Annotated in this window: 18 protein-coding genes; 11 read left to right on the top strand and 7 right to left on the bottom strand. The window is 67.6% G+C overall.

All coding sequences use genetic code 11. The features are described 5' to 3' along the window. Positions 1-10 precede the first annotated feature (10 nt). Both J2W22_RS19310 and J2W22_RS19305 read left to right on the top strand, forming a co-directional pair. Positions 11-1,396, top strand: a complete 1,386-nt coding sequence (locus tag J2W22_RS19310; RefSeq protein ID WP_307119909.1) for a M20/M25/M40 family metallo-hydrolase — start codon at positions 11-13, stop codon at positions 1,394-1,396. Between the two features lie 162 nt (positions 1,397-1,558). After that, on the top strand, positions 1,559-1,999 hold the full coding sequence (locus tag J2W22_RS19305) for a c-type cytochrome (protein ID WP_307119908.1): 441 nt from the start codon (positions 1,559-1,561) through the stop codon (positions 1,997-1,999). Here the strand turns inward: J2W22_RS19305 and J2W22_RS19300 are convergent. Continuing rightward, positions 1,965-2,357, bottom strand: a complete 393-nt coding sequence (locus tag J2W22_RS19300; RefSeq protein WP_307119907.1) for a hypothetical protein — start codon at positions 2,355-2,357, stop codon at positions 1,965-1,967. The genes J2W22_RS19305 and J2W22_RS19300 overlap by 35 nt on opposite strands. Positions 2,358-2,527: 170 nt before the next feature. On the opposite strand from J2W22_RS19300, the gene J2W22_RS19295 reads away from it, so the two are divergent. Next, complete coding sequence (locus tag J2W22_RS19295) at positions 2,528-3,451, top strand: ABC transporter ATP-binding protein (RefSeq protein ID WP_307119906.1); 924 nt, start codon at positions 2,528-2,530, stop codon at positions 3,449-3,451. Then, the gene (locus J2W22_RS19290; RefSeq protein WP_307119905.1) at positions 3,444-4,286 is read left to right on the top strand and encodes an ABC transporter permease; all 843 of its coding nucleotides are present in this window, start codon (positions 3,444-3,446) and stop codon (positions 4,284-4,286) included. Before J2W22_RS19295 ends, J2W22_RS19290 begins: the two co-directional genes overlap by 8 nt. Before the next feature lie 226 nt (positions 4,287-4,512). On the opposite strand, the gene J2W22_RS19285 is transcribed toward J2W22_RS19290, so the two are convergent. Together J2W22_RS19285 and J2W22_RS19280 are read right to left on the bottom strand one after the other, a co-directional pair. Then, on the bottom strand, positions 4,513-5,463 hold the full coding sequence (locus J2W22_RS19285) for a bifunctional helix-turn-helix transcriptional regulator/GNAT family N-acetyltransferase (RefSeq protein WP_307119904.1): 951 nt from the start codon (positions 5,461-5,463) through the stop codon (positions 4,513-4,515). A gap of 111 nt (positions 5,464-5,574) precedes the next feature. Then, positions 5,575-6,330 carry a competence/damage-inducible protein A gene (locus J2W22_RS19280; protein WP_307119903.1) on the bottom strand — a complete coding sequence of 252 codons (756 nt, stop codon included), beginning with the start codon at positions 6,328-6,330 and terminating at the stop codon, positions 5,575-5,577. A 95-nt stretch (positions 6,331-6,425) separates the two neighbouring features. Between J2W22_RS19280 and map the strand changes: the two genes are divergently transcribed. Further along, positions 6,426-7,250, top strand: a complete 825-nt coding sequence (map, locus tag J2W22_RS19275; RefSeq protein WP_307120687.1) for a type I methionyl aminopeptidase — start codon at positions 6,426-6,428, stop codon at positions 7,248-7,250. A gap of 45 nt (positions 7,251-7,295) precedes the next feature. On the opposite strand, the gene J2W22_RS19270 is transcribed toward map, so the two are convergent. Then, on the bottom strand, positions 7,296-8,234 hold the full coding sequence (locus J2W22_RS19270; RefSeq protein ID WP_307119902.1) for a hypothetical protein: 939 nt from the start codon (positions 8,232-8,234) through the stop codon (positions 7,296-7,298). Positions 8,235-8,378: 144 nt separating this feature from the next. Further along, a complete protein-coding gene (locus J2W22_RS19265; protein ID WP_307119901.1) occupies positions 8,379-8,606 on the bottom strand; it encodes a hypothetical protein in 228 nt (75 codons plus the stop codon). A 279-nt stretch (positions 8,607-8,885) separates the two neighbouring features. Between J2W22_RS19265 and J2W22_RS19260 the strand changes: the two genes are divergently transcribed. The 3 genes from J2W22_RS19260 (at position 8,886) to J2W22_RS19250 (ending at position 11,685) form a co-directional block, all read left to right on the top strand. Continuing rightward, a complete protein-coding gene (locus J2W22_RS19260; RefSeq protein WP_086131131.1) occupies positions 8,886-9,224 on the top strand; it encodes a P-II family nitrogen regulator in 339 nt (112 codons plus the stop codon). Between the two features lie 92 nt (positions 9,225-9,316). Further along, complete coding sequence (gene glnA / locus J2W22_RS19255) at positions 9,317-10,729, top strand: type I glutamate--ammonia ligase (protein WP_307119900.1); 1,413 nt, start codon at positions 9,317-9,319, stop codon at positions 10,727-10,729. A 194-nt stretch (positions 10,730-10,923) separates the two neighbouring features. Further along, positions 10,924-11,685: an SPFH domain-containing protein gene (locus tag J2W22_RS19250; RefSeq protein WP_307119899.1), complete on the top strand. Its 762-nt coding sequence runs from the start codon at positions 10,924-10,926 to the stop codon at positions 11,683-11,685. Positions 11,686-11,750: 65 nt separating this feature from the next. Here J2W22_RS19250 and J2W22_RS19245 read toward each other — a convergent pair whose 3' ends face one another. Further along, positions 11,751-14,228 (bottom strand): TonB-dependent receptor domain-containing protein, encoded by a 2,478-nt coding sequence (locus J2W22_RS19245; protein ID WP_307119898.1) that lies wholly within the window; start codon positions 14,226-14,228, stop codon positions 11,751-11,753. A 238-nt stretch (positions 14,229-14,466) separates the two neighbouring features. Between J2W22_RS19245 and J2W22_RS19240 the strand changes: the two genes are divergently transcribed. The 3 genes from J2W22_RS19240 to J2W22_RS19230 all read left to right on the top strand — a co-directional run bounded on the left by J2W22_RS19240 (position 14,467) and on the right by J2W22_RS19230 (position 18,074). Then, positions 14,467-14,781, top strand: coding sequence for a RebB family R body protein (locus tag J2W22_RS19240; protein ID WP_307119897.1), 315 nt, complete (start codon positions 14,467-14,469; stop codon positions 14,779-14,781). A gap of 306 nt (positions 14,782-15,087) precedes the next feature. Further along, positions 15,088-16,572 (top strand): PQQ-dependent sugar dehydrogenase, encoded by a 1,485-nt coding sequence (locus J2W22_RS19235; RefSeq protein ID WP_307119896.1) that lies wholly within the window; start codon positions 15,088-15,090, stop codon positions 16,570-16,572. 77 nt (positions 16,573-16,649) lie between these two features. Further along, complete coding sequence (locus tag J2W22_RS19230) at positions 16,650-18,074, top strand: aldehyde dehydrogenase family protein (RefSeq protein ID WP_307119895.1); 1,425 nt, start codon at positions 16,650-16,652, stop codon at positions 18,072-18,074. A 157-nt stretch (positions 18,075-18,231) separates the two neighbouring features. Here J2W22_RS19230 and J2W22_RS19225 read toward each other — a convergent pair whose 3' ends face one another. After that, positions 18,232-19,206, bottom strand: coding sequence for a quinone oxidoreductase family protein (locus tag J2W22_RS19225; RefSeq protein WP_307119894.1), 975 nt, complete (start codon positions 19,204-19,206; stop codon positions 18,232-18,234). Positions 19,207-19,211: the final 5 nt, after the last annotated feature.

The following is a 19,211-nucleotide window of genomic DNA, read 5'->3' as shown; positions in this document are numbered from 1 at the left end:
GGAGACGGGAATGAAGCGGGTTCTGGCAGGTGCGGCACTGGCCGCGATGGCGTTCACCGGCAGCGCGCACGCACAGCAGAACCCCCAGGCGGAGGCCCAGGCGCTCGAGCTGCTCAAGCGCGGCCTCGCCTTCCGCACCGTCGCCGGCCCGGGCAACCAGACCCCCGACTATGCCGCATACCTGAAGGAACAGCTCGTCGCCGGCGGCTTCGATCCCGCCGATATCCGCATCGAGAAGCTCGGCGACACCGCCTGGATGGCCGCGCGCTACCGGGGCACCGACCAAGCGGCCAAGCCGGTCTACATCTCCGGCCATATGGACGTGGTCGAGGCCAAGCCGGAGGACTGGACCCGCGATCCGTTCACGCCGGTGGTCGAGAACGGCTATATCTTCGGCCGCGGCGCGACCGACATGAAGTACGACCTCTCGACGATGGTCGCCACGCTGATCCAGCTCAAGCGCGAAGGCTACAAGCCGAAGCGCGACATCATACTCCTCGCCTCGGGCGACGAGGAGACCAGCATGAAGACCACCGCAGCGCTGGCCGAGCTCTATCATGACGGCGAGCTGCTGCTGAACATCGACGGCGGCGGCGGCGCGCTCGACGAGAATGGCAAGCCCGAGATCTTCGGCCTGCAGGGCGCCGAGAAGACCTATGCCGATTACGAGCTGACCTTCACCAATCCGGGCGGCCATTCGAGCGCGCCGGGCAAGAGCAACGCGATCTATTCGCTCGCCCATGCCCTGGCGAAGATCGAGGCGTACCAGTTCCCCGGCGAGATCAACGAGATCACCCGCGCCGGCTTCGTCGAGGGCGCCAAGACCGCCGACGCGGAGATGGCCGCGGCGATGCGCGCCTTCCTCGCCAACCAGCAGGACCCCAAGGCGCTCGCCACGCTGCGCTCCGAGCCCGGGCTGATCGGCCAGACCGGCACCACCTGCGTCGCGACCATGGCCAATGCCGGCCACGCCACCAACGCCCTGCCCCAGCGCGCCACCGCCAACATCAATTGCCGCATCTTCCCGGGCACCTCGGTAGCCGCGGTCGAGGCGACGCTGACCAAGGTGGTCGGCGATCCCGAGCTCAAGATCCGCACGCTCGAAAGCGGCAGCATCGCCAGCCCCGCCTCGCCGCTGCGCCCGGATCTGATGAAGCTGGTGTCGGACGGCATCCATGCCCGCTTCCCCGCCGTGCCGATCGTCCCGGCGATGTCGGCCGGCGCCAGCGATTCCATGTGGTTCCGCGCCAAGGGCGTGCCCAGCTACGGCGTCAGCCCGATCTTCATGAAGGGCTCGGACAGCTTCGCCCACGGCCTCAACGAGCGCACCCCGCTGAGCGAGATCGCCCCGTCGATCACTTACTACAAGGCGCTGCTCAAGGGCCTGACGAAGTAACGCCCAATCCGGCACCCGGTCCCGCCCGTCACCCGCCCCAACAGTCATCCGCGCCAACCCGTCATCCCGGCGAAAGCCGGGATCTCAGGCGACGGCGCGTGCGGTACGTCAGGGACAATTCGCCCCATGGCGATCACGCCGAGGGCCGACTAGTCCGCCGCCATGTCCACGCATGGCTTCCCGTTCGCGCTGATGATCTTCGCGCTCACCAGCTGCTCCGGCGACCAGCACGACGAACGCCTGCGCAAGGCCGGCCCCAGGCCCACACTGACGGCCCTGCTCAAGGTAGCCGATGCGAAAATCGGCGAGCGCAAGTTCGCCCAGTGCACCGCCTGCCACCGGATCGGCCTCGGCGCGCCCGATCTCGGCGGCCCCAATCTCTACGGCGTCTATGGCCAGCCCATGGGGCAGAACAGCGCGCGGTTCAGCTACACCGCGGCGCTGCGGAACGCCGGCGGCAAATGGGACGCCCCCACGCTCGACGCCTGGATCGCCAACCCCAAAGCCCTGGTCCCCGGCACCAACATGCAGTTCGCCGGCATCGCCGATCCGCTCGATCGCGCCGACATCATCGCCTATCTGCAGAGCCGGTCCGCGCCGTGACGGCAGCGGCGCGAAAGCACGCCGCCGACACCAGCCACAAAGCCGCGAAGACGCCGCCGAACAGCAGCGCCTTGGACGACTCGCCCGGCACGCGCGCAACCACCGGCGCGGTCGCAATCGCAAGGGCCAGCAATGCCTGCATGACCGCCACGCCCAGCATCGTCCGCGCCATCCCCGCCGGCCGGAACCAGGCGGCGAACGCGCCGGTCATCGCCGCCAGGATCAGCAGGAAGAAGCTCATCCCGTTCCCGTCGTCGCGCACGATCGTGGTCCACACGGTCAGGAACGACGTCACCACCGCGACGGCAACCCCGGCACGATAGCCCCAACCGCCATTCCCTTGGCTCGATCCAGTCATTCGCCTTCCTCCAATCCCACGATATCTACCACCGTCCCATGCCGGGCCCGTGCAGGAGATGAGGAGAAACCAAGGAATCGGGCACTCGCGTATTATCTTGCCAACACACCCTGGCTGATGCACATTCCCCGCCAGCGGCGCCCGCCTGGCGCCCGGGGGAAAGGATCACGGTGTCCACAAGCGAACCCAGCGGCACGCCCGCGCTAGAGTTGCGCGCGCTCGGCAAGACCTATGGCCGCGGCGCCAGGGGCAAGCGCGCCGTCGATGACGTGTCGCTCAGCGTCCGCCACGGCGAAGTCTATGGCTTTCTCGGCCCCAATGGCGCGGGCAAGAGCACCACGATCCGCATGGCGCTTGGCCTGATCCGCCCGACCGATGGCGAGGCCCTGTTGTTCGGCCGGCCGGTCTCCGACAAGCAGGCGCTGCGCCGCGTCGGCTCGCTGGTCGATGGCGGCACCTTCTATCCCTTCCTCTCCGGCCGCGACAATCTGCGGGTGCTCGCCCGCACCCAGGGCCATGACGGCGCGCGGATCGAGGCGGTGCTCGAGCGTGTCGATCTGGCGAACGACGCAAAGCGCAAGGTGAAGGGCTATTCGACCGGCATGAAGCAGCGGCTCGGCGTCGCCGCCGCGCTGCTCGACGATCCCGACCTCGTCATCCTCGACGAGCCGGCCAACGGCCTCGACGCCGCCGGCATCCAGGACATGCGCAACCTGCTCCGCGGCCTGGCGGCCGACGGCAAGGCAGTGTTCCTCTCCAGCCACCTCCTCCACGAAGTCCAGCAGATCTGCGACCGGGTGGCGATCGTCCACAAGGGCAAGCTCCTTCGCGAGTCCTCGATCCGCGACCTGCTCGATCACGGCCAGGCGCTGCGCGTCGAGGCCGAGCCGCTCGATACCGCCGAGACGGCGCTCCAGGGCAAATGGCCGGTTGAGCGCGCGCCGGACGGGCTCAGGGTGCAGGCGCCCCGCGCCGACGCACCCGCCATCGTCCGCCAGCTGGTCGAGGCCGGCGCCGACGTCTTCCGCGTCGGCCCCGACGATCAGAGCCTCGAGGAAATCTTCCTGACCATGACGAGGGACACCGATGCTTGACGCCGTCCGCGCCGAGGCGCTGAAGCTCCGCCGTCACCGCGCCACCTGGCTGATGGTCTGGATCTATCCGATCGCCATCGCCCTGATCATGATCGGCGTGCTGCTCTACGGCGCATTCTCCGCGCACGATTCCGGGCCGCCCCAGTCCGCCGCCGAGTGGATCCAGGACAGCGCGATGCTCTGGAAGATCCCGACCTCGGGCCCCGGCCGCTTCCTCATCGCCGGCTTCGCCGCGGTGGTGTTCGCCGGCGAATATGGCTGGAACACCTGGAAGCTGATCATCCCGGCGCGCACCCGCTGGCAGCTGATCGCCGCAAAATGGGCCGTGGCGCTCGGCTTCCTGGTCATCGCCCTGGTCGCCGCCGACCTGATCATGCTGCTCGGCGGCTGGCTGGGCTCGCTCCAGGACGGCCAGTTGCCCGCCGGCGTGACGCTCGCCGCCGTCGCCGAGGCGCATTGGAAGGCCGGCGTGCACGCCCTGCTGCCGATTATCTACACCATCGCCTTTGCCGGGCTGTTCGCGATCCTGACCCAGTCGATCCTCGCGACGATGATCCTGTCGATCGCGATCGTCGTGATCGAGGGGATGCTGCCGCTGATCGCGATCTTCTTCCACGGCTATGCGCCGGCGCTGACGACCTGGCTGGTCAAGGTGCTGCCCTTCTACCACATGGCCAATCTCGGCGCCTGGGCGAAGGGCGGCGTGGTGATCCCGTTCGGGCCGAACGAGATCCTGTCGATGTCCTGGACGACCTCCTTCTGGGCGCTGACCGCCTGGATCGTCGCGGCAGGCGCGGCAACGCAGCTCCGCTTCCTGCGCCAGGACCTGAACTAGGCCGAATCGACATTCGAATTCGGGGCCATGCCCAAAGCAAAAACCTCGTCACCCCGGCCTTGTGCCGGGGTCCACAGTGCCGCACGTGCTGAACTGGAGCCCCAAAATCCTGCCCTCGCCGCCCGGTGGCCCCCGGCACAAGCCTGTCCTGAGCTACGCCGAAGGGGCCGTGGTGACGGTAGAATAAGGGCGATGCCAGCCTTTCAATCCTGAATGTAGATACGCCCTAACCCCTCTCAGGGTAACGCATCGCCACGTCGCAGCGCTCGTAGCGGGCGCCGTAGCGGGCCATGATCCCGGCATCGTGCCGGAAGCCGAGCTTCTCGTAGAGGTGGATGGCCGCCGCGCATTTGGCGTTGGTGAGCAGATAGAGCGGATCGCCGCCCATCGCCCGCGCCCGCGCGATCAGCGCGGCCAGCAGGAACTCGCCTGCCTTCAGCCCGCGGGCGCTGGCGCGCACGCCCATCTTGGTCAACTCCAGCCCGCCATCCTTCGAGCGCTGCAGCGCGCCCGCGCCGACGATGCCTAGCCCGCGCGCCTCGACGAACAATATGGCGCCGCCGCCATCGAGGATCCGTCCGCGCGGATCGTCCAGCACCTCGCGGTCGGTCTCTTCCATGCGGAACATCGCATCGATCCACTCGGCGTTGATGTCGCGGAAATGATGCGCCAGCGCGTCGCTAAACTCCCGGATCGCAAGCACTTCGCTGGTTGAGCGAGCAGCCAGCACATCGATCGGAGTCGCCGCCAGCGCGGTCTCCAGCCGCGCGATCTGTGTCATGAAAGCGTCCGCGTCCTCCCCGAGCAGCATGCGGACCGCATCCTCGACCTTCGGCCAGACATGCACGCGCGCCCGCGCCAGCACCGCTTCGCCGGCCGGGGTCAGCGAGATGGTCCGCTGGCGCTGGTCCTCGCCCTGCTCCGACAGGACCATGCCAAGCTCGACGAGCTGGCCGATCGCGCGGGTGACGCCGGGCTGGCTGATCCCGATCGCCTGGACGAGCTGGCCGATCGTCCGCGCCTCGCCGTCGAGCGCGGCGAGGAAGGCCATGTGCGCGGGCTGCACCGGCAGCTCGGCATCGGCGGTGACGCGCGCCGCACCCGCCTGCATCCGCTCGCCGAGGCGCTTCAGCCGGCTGCCGAGAAAGCCGATCCCCTGCTCGCGAATCACGTCCATTCCGAAACTCCATACAGCGTTATATATCTTGTTATATAACACCACGCGCGAGTCAACCCTCGGCCCGATCCCAGCGAACATCCGCGTGCAAACTGTCCGCCGGCGGGCCGCTCAGATCCCGCCTTCGAACGCCTCCAGCCCCTTGGCAGCCAGCCCCGCGATCAGCGCGTCGCCGCAGGCGTCGAGCAGCCCCTGCTCGGTCGCCCGGATCACGAAGTTCGCGCCGGTCTTGCCATCGCGGAAAAAGGGATAGGAGCCGATCGCGACGCCTTCGAAGGCGCGCTCGGTGGCGCCCAGCATGTCGGCGATCTCGCTCTCCGCCGCCCAGGCGCCGATCGTGCGCGACAGCACCGGGCGGCCGCCCTCCAGCGTGCCGGTCAGCGCATCGAGCATGCCCGCGGTGATGTGCGGCACGCCGGCGAGGATGAACAAATTGCCCACCCGGATCCCCGGCGCGCCGGACATGCGGTTGGGGATCAGCTCGGCCCCCTCGGGTACCCGCGCCATGCGCAGCCGGGCATCGGTGATGCCCCCGCGCGTCTCGTAATAGCGCTCCAGCACCGCCCGCGCCTCGGGGTGGATCACCACGCCGACGCCCAGGGCCACCGCGATCGCATCGACGGTGATGTCGTCATGCGTCGGCCCGATCCCGCCGGTGGTGAAGCAGTAATCATAGCCGCTGCGCAGCGCATTGACCGCCTCGACGATCCGCGCCTCGACATCGGGGACCACCCGCACCTCGGCCAGGCGGATGCCCTGCACGTTCAGCCAGGTCGCGATCTGGGCGATGTTCTTGTCCTGGGTGCGGCCCGAGAGAATCTCGTCGCCGATCACCACCAGCCCAGCCGTCCAGATGCGTTCGCCCATGCCCCCGGCATAGCCACAAGCCGGGCCCGCGACTAGGGTCCGAACCGGTGTTTCTGCCTCTCGAAAAAGCCGGCCGACCGGCCTATATCGCGCCGATGACCGAATATGTGACCGTAACCGCCGACATGCCGCAGGCCCGCGATGGCGCGATCAAGCTCCATGGCCCGGCAGGCTTCGAGGGCATGCGCCGCGCCGGCCGCCTCGGCGCCGAGATTCTCGACGCGCTCGTCCCCCATGTCGTGCCGGGCGTCACCACCGCCGAGCTGGACGACATCGTCCGCGAGATGACCATCGCCGCCGGCGGCGTGCCCGCCACGCTCGGCTATCGCGGCTACACGCACAGCTGCTGCATCTCGATCAACCATGTCGTCTGCCACGGCATCCCCAGCGACAAGACGCTGAAGGACGGCGACATCGTCAATATCGACGTGACGCCGATGCTCGACGGCTGGCACGGCGACACCAGCCGCATGTTCCTGGTCGGCGATGTCGGGATCAAGGCGCGCCGCCTGGTCGATGTGACCTATGAATGCCTGATGCTCGGTCTCGAGCAGGCCAGGCCAGGCAACCATCTCGGCGACGTCGCCAATGCGATCCAGCGCCATGCCGAGAAGCATCGCTACGGCGTGGTCCGCGATTTCTGCGGGCACGGCCTCGGCCAGATCTTCCACGACGCACCCGAGGTCGTCCATGTCGGCCGCCCGGGCACCGGCCCCGAGCTGCGCCCGGGCATGTTCTTCACCGTCGAGCCGATGATCAACATCGGCCGCGCCGATGTGAAGCTGCTCGACGACGGCTGGACGGCGGTGACCCGCGACCGTTCGCTCTCGGCCCAGTTCGAGCATTCGATCGGCATCACCGAAGACGGCTGCGAGATCTTCACCAAGAGCCCCAAGGGCCTCGACAACCCGCCCTATTGAGGCGGAAGGGAGGGGCGGCCCGCACCGCCCCTCCCCTTGCATCTTTTACGACTGGTACGGCCGGCCCGACTGGATGAGCCGCTGGCGGTTGGTGTTGCCGGGCACCGCGATGTGCGTCGCCGGGTCATACTCCCTGCCCACCGCCGGGCTGCCCTGCGGCACCCAGATCTCGACCACGGTGTTGGTATAGCCCTGGGGCAGATAGCGGACATAATAGCCGTCCGGGTGCAGGCTCCAGCGGCCCTCCGGCACGTCGCTGCTGCCCGGGCCGACGCCCGCCATGCCGGCGAGCACGGCGACGCGCTCGAGATCGGCATAGCTGCTGCCCGGCGAGGCCAGCATCCGCCGCAGGTCGGCCTCGGCCCGCAGTGCCTGGCGCACGCCGCTCGGCAGGTTGTCGGCGATCGGGCCCTGGCTCAGCAGGTCGAGCGCGTTGCGGTTGAGCGAAGCCAGCTGGCGCGGGGTGAGCAGGCGGGCGGCGACCGCCTTGTGCTCGTTCGACAGGTCCTCGAACTTGGCCCGGGCGATGATCGCCCAGAGCAGCGTCTGGATGTCGTGCTGGTGGATTTCGGGATGGTTCACCGAATTGCGGACGACCGACATCACCACGTCCTCGGCCGGCCCCTTGGGCGGCGCGTAGAGATAGCCGTCGCCACCACCCGGACCGTGGGTGCCGGCCTTCAGGCAATAGCTCTGGTCGTGGAAGCTGTAATAGCCCGGCTGGAGCACGAACCCGCCATTAGGCGTGCGCTGCAACTGCATCAGCCCGCGCTTCGGCTCGCGCGGCACAAAGCCGTCCTTGCCTTCCTCACCCCATTTGGCGTCGGGCAGGCTGGTGGTGATCGGCTCCTTCTGCAGGCTGGGCATGCCGATGCCCGCCTTCTTCACCAGCTTGCCGATGCTGCCGAACTGCGCCTGTGCCGGCGCCGCCGAGAATAGAAGCCCGGCCGCCAGGACGGCGCCGAACATCGCGCGGAGGTTCATGATCGTTTTTCCTGCCCTGTTTAAAGGAAACGGCCGCCTCCCCTGCAGCCACGGGCTGGATATCGTCTTTGTTCGTCGCAGGCCAGTCGGACTTCGTCGCTGAATAGTTGCGAAACCCTCTTTACCGGCAGGCGCGGCGCGCCTTCAGTGCGAGAGATCTTTGTCCGGCAGATGCGACCAGCATTCGAGCTGCGCTTCCGCTCCGGCCGCGTCCAGATCACCCGCCTCGCTGTGGATCCAGCAGGTCTTGCGCGCCTCCGGATCGAGCGCGAGCAGCCCCTGCGCCATGATGACGAGCGGCCCGGTGGCGACGATCACATCGCCATTCGGCACGTCATTCCCCCGCCGATGCAGCTCGGCGGGCAGGTCCATCGGCATTGCTTGCATTGGGTCACACCCCGGTACGCTCGAACGGCGTACAACGCGGCAGCTCGCGATCCGGTTCCCAAACAGACCGACTGGTCATCCCGTTTCGCAACCGCAACGGGCCGCTGCCCCCAAATCCGGCACCGCGCAGCCCGCTGCCCATTTGATAGGCACTTGTTAAACCGCCGCCCGGCGTGCAACCGAGAGCGGAAGCCGAGTCCCCGCACTGGCACGAAGTTTGCCAGACGCGCGGATAGGCAAGCCTCATGTGCCTCGGGGGAAACCGTGAAAAAGATCGAAGCGATCATCAAGCCGTTCAAGCTCGACGAAGTGAAGGAAGCGCTGCACGAAGTGGGCGTCTCCGGCATCACCGTCACCGAAGCCAAGGGTTTCGGCCGCCAGAAGGGCCATACCGAGCTCTATCGCGGAGCCGAATATGTCGTGGACTTCCTCCCCAAGGTGAAGCTCGAGGTGGTGGTGGAGGATTCGCTTGCCGACCGCGTGGTCGAAGCGGTCGCCGCCGCGGCGCAGACCGGCCGCATCGGCGACGGCAAGATCTTCGTGATCCCCGTCGAGACCGCGCTCCGCATCCGCACCGGCGAGCGCAACGAGAACGCCATTTGACGCGACGCAACATCACGACGATGTAGCGCCGCGAAGGGCAACATTATTTCCCGATTCGTCGGGTCAATGAAAGAGAGCGAAAGGGCTTAACAATGGCGAATTCGGCCAGCGACGTTCTGAAGATGGTCAAGGAAAACGAGATCGAGTGGATCGATCTGCGTTTCACCGATCCCAAGGGCAAGTGGCAGCACCTCACCATGGTCGCCGGCGTGATCGGCGAGGACGAGCTGACCGACGGCCTGATGTTCGACGGTTCGTCGATCGAGGGCTGGAAGGCGATCAACGAGTCCGACATGATCCTGAAGCCGGATCTGGACGCGGTGTGGATCGATCCGTTCTCGGCCACCCCGATGCTGATCCTGGTCTGCGACATCGTCGAGCCCTCGACGGGCGAACTCTATGCCCGCGACCCGCGCTCGACCGCCAAGCGCTCGGAGGCCTATCTCCAGTCGCTCGGCATCGGCGACACCGTCTATGTCGGCCCCGAGGCCGAGTTCTTCATGTTCGACGACGTCCGCTTCGAGAACAGCTACTCGACCTCGTACTACGCGATCGACGACATCGAGCTGCCGGGCAATTCGGGCAAGGAATATGAGGCCGGCAATCTCGGCCACCGCCCGCGCGCCAAGGGCGGCTATTTCCCCGTCGCCCCGGTCGACTCGGCCGTCGACATCCGCGGCGAGATGGTCGCCACGATGATCGAGATGGGCCTGCCCTGCGACAAGCACCACCACGAAGTCGCCGCCGCGCAGCACGAGCTCGGCCTGACCTATGGCACGCTGGTCCAGACCGCCGACCGCATGCAGATCTACAAGTATGTCGTGCACCAGGTCGCCAACGCCTATGGCAAGACCGCGACCTTCATGCCGAAGCCGATCAAGGAAGATAACGGCTCGGGCATGCACACCCACATCTCGATCTGGGAAAAGGGCGCCAACACCTTCGCGGGCAATGGCTATGCCGGTCTGTCGGACGCGTGCCTCTACTTCATCGGCGGCGTGATCAAGCACGCCAAGGCACTCAACGCCTTCACCAACCCGTCGACCAACAGCTACAAGCGCCTGGTCCCGGGCTATGAAGCGCCGGTGCTGCTCGCCTATTCTTCGCGCAACCGCTCGGCTTCGTGCCGCATCCCGTACGGTGCGGGCACCAAGGCGAAGCGCGTCGAGTTCCGCTTCCCGGACGCGCTGGCCAATCCGTATCTCTGCTACGCGGCGCTGCTGATGGCCGGCCTCGACGGCATCCAGAACAAGATCCACCCGGGCGACCCGATGGACAAGAACCTGTACGACCTGCCGCCGGCAGAGCTCGAGCAGGTCCCGACCGTCTGCGGTTCGCTCCGCGAGGCGCTGGACAGCCTGGAAGCCGATCAGGACTTCCTCCTGAAGGGCGACGTGTTCTCGAAGGACCAGATCGCGGCGTATATCGACATCAAGCGCGGCGAAGTCGCCCGCTGGGAGATGACTCCGTCGCCGGTCGAATACGACATGTACTACAGCGCCTGAGCGCACCGCCTTCGGGCAAGGGAAAGGGGGCGTCTGGAGCGATCCGGGCGCCCCTTTCGCATCCGGGGATTGCAATTTCCGCAATCGCGAATCCGCACGACGCCGCTTGGTTCGCCTCCGCAACGAGCGTAGATATCCGGCTCGCGGCGCCCGCCGCACCTCGCCGCGTGCAAGCGGCATCGAAGGCATTCGAAATGCTCCCGACATTGCTGGCAATTCTCGCCCCAATCGGGGTGATTCTGCTCGCGTTCGCGCTCAATTCGTTCGGCATCAACCAGGAATATGAGCGCGGCGTGGTCTTCCGCCTCGGCCGGCTCCACCAGACCAAGGGCCCGGGCTGGTTCTGGCGCATCCCGCTCGCCGACCGCATCGTGAAGGTCGACCTGCGCACCGTGACCTGGGCGCTCGACACCCAGGAGACGGTCACCCGCGACGGCGTCGCGGTGCGCGTCAATGCGGTGCTCTGGTTCCGCGCTGCCCAGGCCGAGCGCGTTGTCACCACCGTCGCCGACTGGCGCAGCGCGGTGATCCAGGCCGCTGAGACCGCGATGCGCGACGCGATCGGCCAGAGCGACCTCGACCGGATGCTCAAGGACCGCACCGCGATCAACCAGCGCCTGCTCGAGCTGCTCGCCCAGACCTGCGAGCGCTGGGGCGTCGCGATCGACGCGGTCGAGATTAAGGACCTCGACATCCCGTCCCAGATGCAGCGCGCCATCGCCAAGGAGGCCGAGGCGATCCGCGAGAAGCGCGCCCGCATCATCAAGGCCGAGGGCGAGCAGGAAGCCGCGCGCACCCTTGCCGACGCGGCCAGCGTCATCGCCGCCAGCCCGGGCGCGCTCGAGCTGCGCCGCCTGCAGACGCTCACGGAGATCGGCGTCGAGCATAATTCGACGATCGTCGCGATGTTTCCCACCGAACTGCTCGAGGCGGCGCGCAAGCTCGGCGCCGCCTGATCGCCCGGCATGCAAAAGGGGCGCCCGGGTCCCCCCCGAGCGCCCCTCCCCCCAATCGCCGCGCCTCAGAAATCGTAGCGCAGCGAACCCGATATCGTCCGTCCGTTGATCGCCCGGCCCGAGCCGATGCCATTGGCCGGCACGGTGCTCTGCGAGATCTCGAAGAAGCCGATCTTGTCGAACAGGTTGTTCGCGTTGAGCATCAGCTGCACCCGCGGCAGCGGGCGGACCTGCAGGAAGGCGTTCACCACGGTGAAGCCCGGCATGCGCAGCAGGTTGCTGTCCTGCGCATAGCTGCCGGTGAGGCCGACCACGTTCGCGCCGACCGTGAAGTGCTTCGTCTCGAACTGCGGCGTCGCCTCGAACGTCCAGGCCGGCTGGTGGCGCGGTTCCTTGCCGGTCAGCGTCGGGTCGAGCTTGTCCTCGGTGATCTTCGCCTTGGTATAGGTGGCGCCCGCGGTGATGCTGAACGGCCCCTCGCGGAAGCTGCCCTCCAGCTCCAGGCCATGCGCACGGTAGCTGCGGATGGTCTGGTTGGCCGAGCCGTTCAGGACGTTGTGGTCGTCGGCATTGGCCAGGAACGCCGTCGCGTTGAGCGTGACGCCGGCCTTGCGGAACTTGAACCCGCCCTCGAGCTGGCGGACCGCGTCATACTTGTCGCTGGCGTTGGCCACGTCGCCGGTGGTCGCGCTCACCACCGGGGTGAACAGGATCTTGTCGGCATTGGCGCGGCCGCCCTTGCTGTAGCGGGCGAAGACCGAGAAGGGCTCCGCGACACGCCAGTTGATGCCGGTCGAATAGCTCAGATAGCCATAGTTGTAGTCGACGGGCGCCGGCTGGCTGAGCGGCAGCCAGGCAACGCTGTTCTCCGGCCCGGTCAGCAGGCCGTCGCCATTGACGTCGTACGCGATCAGCCCGGTACCGCGGCCGCCCAGATCGGCGCCGTAGAGCGAGCCCCGCACCTTGCCGATGTCGTAGCGCAGGCTGCCGCCGACCGAGACCTTGCCAACATGATAGTTGACCGAGCCATAGGGCGCGGTGACGTCGTACTTCACGTCGAAGATGCGGCGGAACTTGCTCGTGCGGCCGCGGCCATAGGCGAAGAAGCCGTTCTGGGTCTGCGCCACGCCGCCCGCGTTGAAGACGTTGACCATCGCGGTCTCGCCATTGCCGGCGACATCGACGTCGATCGCCGAGTGGAGCCACTCGGAATTGAGCGTCTGGATCGCCTTGTAGACGCCGGCGGTCATCGTCAGCTTGCCCTTGCCGACATTCCACACGCGGGTGGCGCGCAGGTCGTTGGTGAAGTTGTCGAGCGAGCGGGCGCGTGTCTCGGCCATGTAGTAGAGCGCGAGCAGGCCGTTGCCGTTGGCGTTCGCCGGCACCAGCTGGCCGGCCTTGGGGCCGGTGGCATAGCGCGCGGTGGCGCCGGCGCCGCCCTGCGACGCGGCGAAGTTCGCCACCGTGTCCGCCGAGTTGGCGAACACGCGCAGGAAGTCGCCCGAATTCTTCGAGAATCGCGCTTTTTCGCTGATCGTCCAGCCGCCGACGTCGAACTGCGCCTCGAGCCCGATCGCCTTGGACTTGGGGTGCATGCCGTCCTTGACCGGGAAGCGGCGCAGCTGGTTCTTGCCGTCCAGCGTCGTCACGTCGCTGATGTACGGCGAGAGCACCGAGTCACTGCGGATGTCGAAATTGGGCAGGTTGGCGATCACCGGATTGGCGTCGGTGCCGGTCAGCTTGAAATAATAGGGCGCGAAGGTCGGCGAGCGATCGTCGAGATATTTCGCATGCAGCCGGATATAGCCGTTGCTGAACTGGCGGGTGACGTTGAGCTTGATCTGCCCACCGCGATAGCCGGTGAAGCCGATGTCGCGCGGGCCCTCGCCCCAGCGATAGAAGCCGCCGACATGGAAGCGCAGGTTCTCGCTCAGCTTCGCGCCATAGTCCGCATCGAGCCGGTTCTCGCCATAGTCGAGCCCGCGGGTGACCTGCACCGCGCCGCCCGGCTGGTCGCCGGTCTTCGAGATCAGGTTGATCAGGCCGCCCGGCGAATCCGAGGCAAAGGTCGAGGCCGAACCGCCGCGGATCGACTCCACCGCGGCCAGGTTGAAGTCGGCGCGCAGGAACACGTCAGCGCCGAAGTTGAACAGGTCGCCGAACTCGAGCACCGGCAGCCCGTCTTCCTGCAGCTGCATGTACTTGGAGCCGCCGGCCGCCAGCGGCAGGCCGCGCACGGTGTAATTGGCATTGCCCTCGCCGATCGCGGATTCGACGCGCAGGCCCGGCATGGTGCGCAGGATGTCGGCCAGCGGACGCGGCCCGAGCTTCTCGCTCTCGCTCGCCTTCAGCGCGCTGGTCGAGGTGGCGCTGTCGAGCCGGTCGCGGCCCTTGGCGACACCGGTCGAGAACACGTCCTGCGTCGCGGCCTTGGCGGGCTTCGCGCCGTCCGTGCCCGCCGCCGGCGCAGTCTCACTCTGCGCCAGTGCAGGCGTCGCGACACAGCTCGCCGCAAAGGCAAGCAACAGATACCGTAATTTCACGTAAGCCCCTTCCCCATTAAATGCGCAAATCTTGTAGTTTGACTTTATAGGACCGTTCCGGAGCCAAACTGCTTTTGCGGAAATTTTTGGGAAACATTCGCCGTACCGCCCGGTACGCCTGAACCTGTCGATCGCGCGGAACCTCCCGTTGGGATCACCCGAAACGGCGGCATCCGCGGTTGCCTTGCCGGCGCCCGGCCCTAACTTTCTTCAGGGGCGGACAACCGGAGGAAGCGGCATGGCATATCACGGCGTCAATGATCCCATCACCGACGCAGTCACCCAGACCGATGTGAAGCTGCTTGGCGAGGCGCCCGCCTTCGCGATGGGCAGCATCTACCAGACGATGGCGCACAGCACCGGCATCCTGTTCGAGAATGCGGTGCATGCCCAGCAGCAGCAGAACACGCTGGGCCAGGCCGCCGCGAACCAGGGCGTGATGCAGATCTATTCGCTCGGCGCCACTCCGGGTCCGCCCGATCCGATCATCCAGAGCGGCGTGGCGGACAATCTCGCCAGCCTGCTGACCGTGCTGAGCGCGTTCCGGAAGTAAAAACACGCCCGGCCCCGAAGGACCGGGCGCATCCCCCTTTTAACTTGTCGGCGCAGTGGCAGACGACCTCGCCTGCGCCGGTACGGCTGCTCGGGCCAAGAAAGCGAGCAGCACGTTGCGGACGGACAGGGCGGACTCCCGATCACCAGGCGTTTCCGCTGTTCCCTCGGGCAGGGCCGATGGCCTGCGATCATGACATCCATGTTGCGATGCAATGAATTAGCCGGGGATTTGCACCGATTGTTGATGCGGCGGAACGGCCCTGCCGGCCCCGCGTTGCGGCTCTGGTCTCAGGGAGGACCCCGCATGCGTATCACGCCCCCGCTCACCGGCCTGTTGCTTCTCGCCGCCTGCTCGAGTGGAGGCGATGGCGGCTCTACAACCCCGGCACCCACGCCCACGCCGACCGCCGCCAACACCGCGCCCAGCTTCACCTCGCCCGCCACCGCCAATGTCGCGGAGAATACCGCGCTGGCCTATCAGGCGGCGGCGACCGATGCCGAGGGCAATCCGGTCACCTTCGCGATCGCGGGCGGCGCCGATGCCGCGCTGTTCACGATCACCGCCGCCGGGGCGCTGAGCTTCGTCGCCGCGCCGAGCTTCGAGACGCCGCGGGATGCCGACGCAAACAATGTCTACCAGGTCCAGCTGCGCGCCAGCGACGCCAGCCTGAATTCGACGCTCAACCTCGCGGTCACCGTCACGGATTCGAAGGAAGGCATCGCGGTCAAGCGCGTCGGCACCGGCTTCACCCAGCCGCTGTTCGTCGCGGCGGTGCCCGGCGACAACAACCGTGTCTTCGTGGTCGAGAAGGGCGGCAATGTCTGGTTCCTGACGCCCGCGACCGGTGCCAAGGCGCTCGCCTTCACTGCGGGCAATCTCTCGACCAGCGGCGAGCGCGGCCTGCTCGGCATCGCGCCGCGTCCGGACTTCGCGACCTCGAACGTGGTGTTCGTCCATGCCGTCGCGCCCGATGGCAGCCTCGAGATCCGCGAATACACGCTCGGCACCGCCGGCTATCGCCTCGCCCTCTCCACTCCGCATCCGGGCGCGGACAATCACAATGGCGGCTGGATCGGCTTCGGGCCCGACGGGCTGCTCTATGACGCGACCGGCGACGGCGGGGGCGGCGGTGATCCGAGCAACAATGCCCAGAACGTCAATTCGCGCCTCGGCAAGATCCTGCGCCTGAGGATCGACACCACGCCGGGCGCCGCCACGCCCTTCGCGCCCGCGCCGGCCAATCCCTTCGCGGCTGGCGGCGGCGATCCCTATATCTTCGCCTATGGCCTGCGGAATCCGTTCCGCAACAGCTTCGACGGCAACACGCTGGTCATTGCCGATGTCGGCCAGGGCGCGATCGAGGAAGTCGATCTCGCGCCGATCGGCCAGGCCGGCCTCAATTTCGGCTGGCGCTTCCTCGAAGGCACCCAGCCCTTCAACGGCACCGCCCCGGCCGGCCTCACCGCCCCGGTCACCCAATATGATCATGGCAGCGGCCCCAAACAGGGGGCCTCGATCATCGGCGGCTATGTCTATCGCGGGCCGGTCACCTCGCTGCGCGGCAGCTACATCTTCGGCGACTTCGTCAGCGGCAATATCTGGACGCTGCCCTATGCCTCGCTCGTCCAGGGCTCGCTCTATTCCAACGCCAGTTACGAGCGCCGCAATGTCGACTTCACCCCCGATGCCGGCACGATCAACCAGCTCGCCTCGTTCGGCGTCGACGGCGCGGACAACGTCTATATCGTCGATCTGGCTGGCGAGGTGTTCATGATCCAGCCTGGCTGAGTCGCCCACTTGCGTTGCGAATGGCAACTGGCCATCTAGCCTCCATACCGCAGGTTCGAATCGGAGAGGTGAGAGGGATGCGCAGCTATCTGAAGCAGTTCATCGGGGGCGAGTGGGTCGAGAGCCAAGGCGGCACCCGGCACGAAGTGATCAACCCGGCGACCGAGGAAGCCGTCACCGAGATCACGCTCGGCTCCGAAGCCGATGTCGACAAGGCCGTGGCGGCCGCGCGCAAGGCGTTCGAGAGCTTCTCGCGCACCAGCGTCGAGGAACGCGTTGCGCTGATCGAGGCGATCCTGACCGAATACAAGAAGCGCGCCGGCGATATGGCCGAGGCGATCAGCCTGGAGATGGGCGCGCCGATCAGCCTGGCGAAGACCGCACAGGTCGGTTCGGGCCTCGGCCATCTGATGTCCGCCGCCAAGGCGCTCCAGGACTTCCAGTTCGAGGAGCAGATCGGCAACTCCCTAGTCGTCCATGAGCCGATCGGCGTGGTCGCGATGATCACCCCGTGGAACTGGCCGCTCAACCAGATCGTCTCCAAGGTCGCGCCCGCGCTCGCCGCCGGCTGCTGCATGGTGCTCAAGCCCTCCGAAGAGGCGCCCGGCTGCGCGATGATCTTCGCCGAGGTGCTCGCCGCCGCCGGGGTGCCCGCGGGCGTGTTCAACCTGGTCAATGGCGACGGCCCCGGCGTCGGCACCGCGCTTTCGCGCCACAAGGGCGTCGACATGGTGAGCTTCACCGGCTCCACCCGCGCCGGCGTGCTCGTCGCCAAGAACGCCGCCGAGACGGTCAAGCGCGTCCACCAGGAGCTGGGCGGCAAGTCGCCTTCGCTGATGCTCGAAGGCGCCGATCTCGGCCGTGCGGTGCAGACCACGCTGTTCAGCGTGCTGCTCAACTCGGGTCAGAGCTGCATCGCCCCCACCCGCCTGCTCGTGCCGGCCGGGTTGCAGGACCAGGTCGCCGCCGCCGCTGTCGACGTGATGAAGGCGACGGCGACCGGCAATCCTTCCGAAGAGGGCCGCCATATCGGCCCGCTGGTCAACCGGAGCCAGTGGGAGAAGGTCCAGGGCCTGATCGCCAAGGGCATGGAGGAAGGCGCCAAGCTCGAGGCCGGCGGCCCCGGCCGGCCGGACGGCGTCGAGACCGGCTATTTCGTCCGCCCCACCCTCTTCTCGGGCGTGCGCAACGACATGACGATCGCCCGCGAGGAGATCTTCGGCCCCGTCGTCACGATCATCCCCTATGAGGACGAGGAAGACGCCGTCCGCATCGCCAACGACACCGATTACGGCCTGTCCGCCGTGGTCTTCGGCAGCGGCGAGGCAGTGAAGCGCGTCGCCCCGCGGCTGCGCGCCGGCATGGTCTATGTGAATGGCGGCCAGCCCGACCCGAACCTGCCCTTCGGCGGCTACAAACAGTCGGGCAATGGCCGCGAGCACGGCAAGTTCGGCCTGGCGGAATTCATGGAAGTGAAGGCCGTGGTGGGCGTGCTGGCCTGACACATAGTTCCTCCCCCAGCTTGTCTGGGGGAGGGGGACCGCCGCCGAAGGCGGTGGTGGAGGGGCCGGCGCGCATGCGCCGTGACCGGCGCACCCCTCCACCATTCGCTCTGCGAATGGTCCCCCTCCCCGAGCGAGCTCGGGGAGGAATTTTGAGCTACACCACCAGCACCGTAGACCCGGTCGTCTTCCCTGCCTCCAGTGCGCGGTGCGCGTCGGCGGCGTCCTCCAGCGCGAACCGCTGGCCGATATCCGCCCGCACCGCGCCGCTGCGCAGCATCTGGAACAGCCGCGCGCTGCCCGTCGCGCGCTCCTCGGGGGTGACATAATAGTCGAACATCGTCGGCCGCGTGACATAGACCGACCCGGCCCGCGCCAGCGCGCCCAGCGCCACGCCGTCCACCGGCCCGCTGGCATTGCCGAAGCTCACCACGAGCCCGCGCCGCCGCACGCTGGCCAGCGACGCCTCCCAGGTCGCCTTGCCGACGCCGTCGAACACCACTTCCACGCCGGTGCCACCGGTGATCCCGCGCACCCAGTCGGCCACGCCCTCGCCGCGCGAGACCAGCACGTCGTCCGCCCCGGCCTCGACCGCCAGCGCCACCTTGTCGGCGCTGCCCACCGTCGCCAGCACCCGCGCGCCGATCGCCTTCAGCCAGCGCACTGCGATCTGCCCGACGCCGCCCGCCGCGGCATGGACCAGCACCGTCCAGCCCGGCTCGACCCGGGCGCAGCGCTCGACCAGGAACTCCACCGTCCCGCCCTTGAGCAGGGCCGCCGCGGCAGTCTCGTCGCTGATGTCGTCGGGCAGCGCGAACAGCAGCTTCGCCGGCAGGTTGCGCGCGGTCGCATAGGCGCCGAGCCCCGGGCCGAAGGTCGCCACGCGGTCGCCAACTGAGAAGCCGTCCACGCCCTCGCCCACCGCCTCGACCAGCCCCGCCGCCTCGCCGCCCAGCCCGCTCGGCAGCGGCACCGGATAGAGGCCCGAGCGATGATAGGTGTCGATGAAGTTGAGCCCCACCGCGGTGTTGCGCATCCGCACTTCGCCCGGCCCCGGCGGCGGCAGATCGACATCGACCCACTGGATGACCTCGGGCCCGCCGACGCGCTCGATCCGTGCCATCCGTTCCATATGCG

The sequence above is a fragment of the Sphingomonas kyeonggiensis genome, assembly GCF_030812785.1.
In the GTDB taxonomy this organism is placed as follows: Bacteria; Pseudomonadota; Alphaproteobacteria; order Sphingomonadales; family Sphingomonadaceae; genus Sphingomonas; species Sphingomonas kyeonggiensis_B.
Note: the sequence above shows the minus strand (reverse complement) of the source record. Positions and strands in the feature narration are given on the sequence as shown.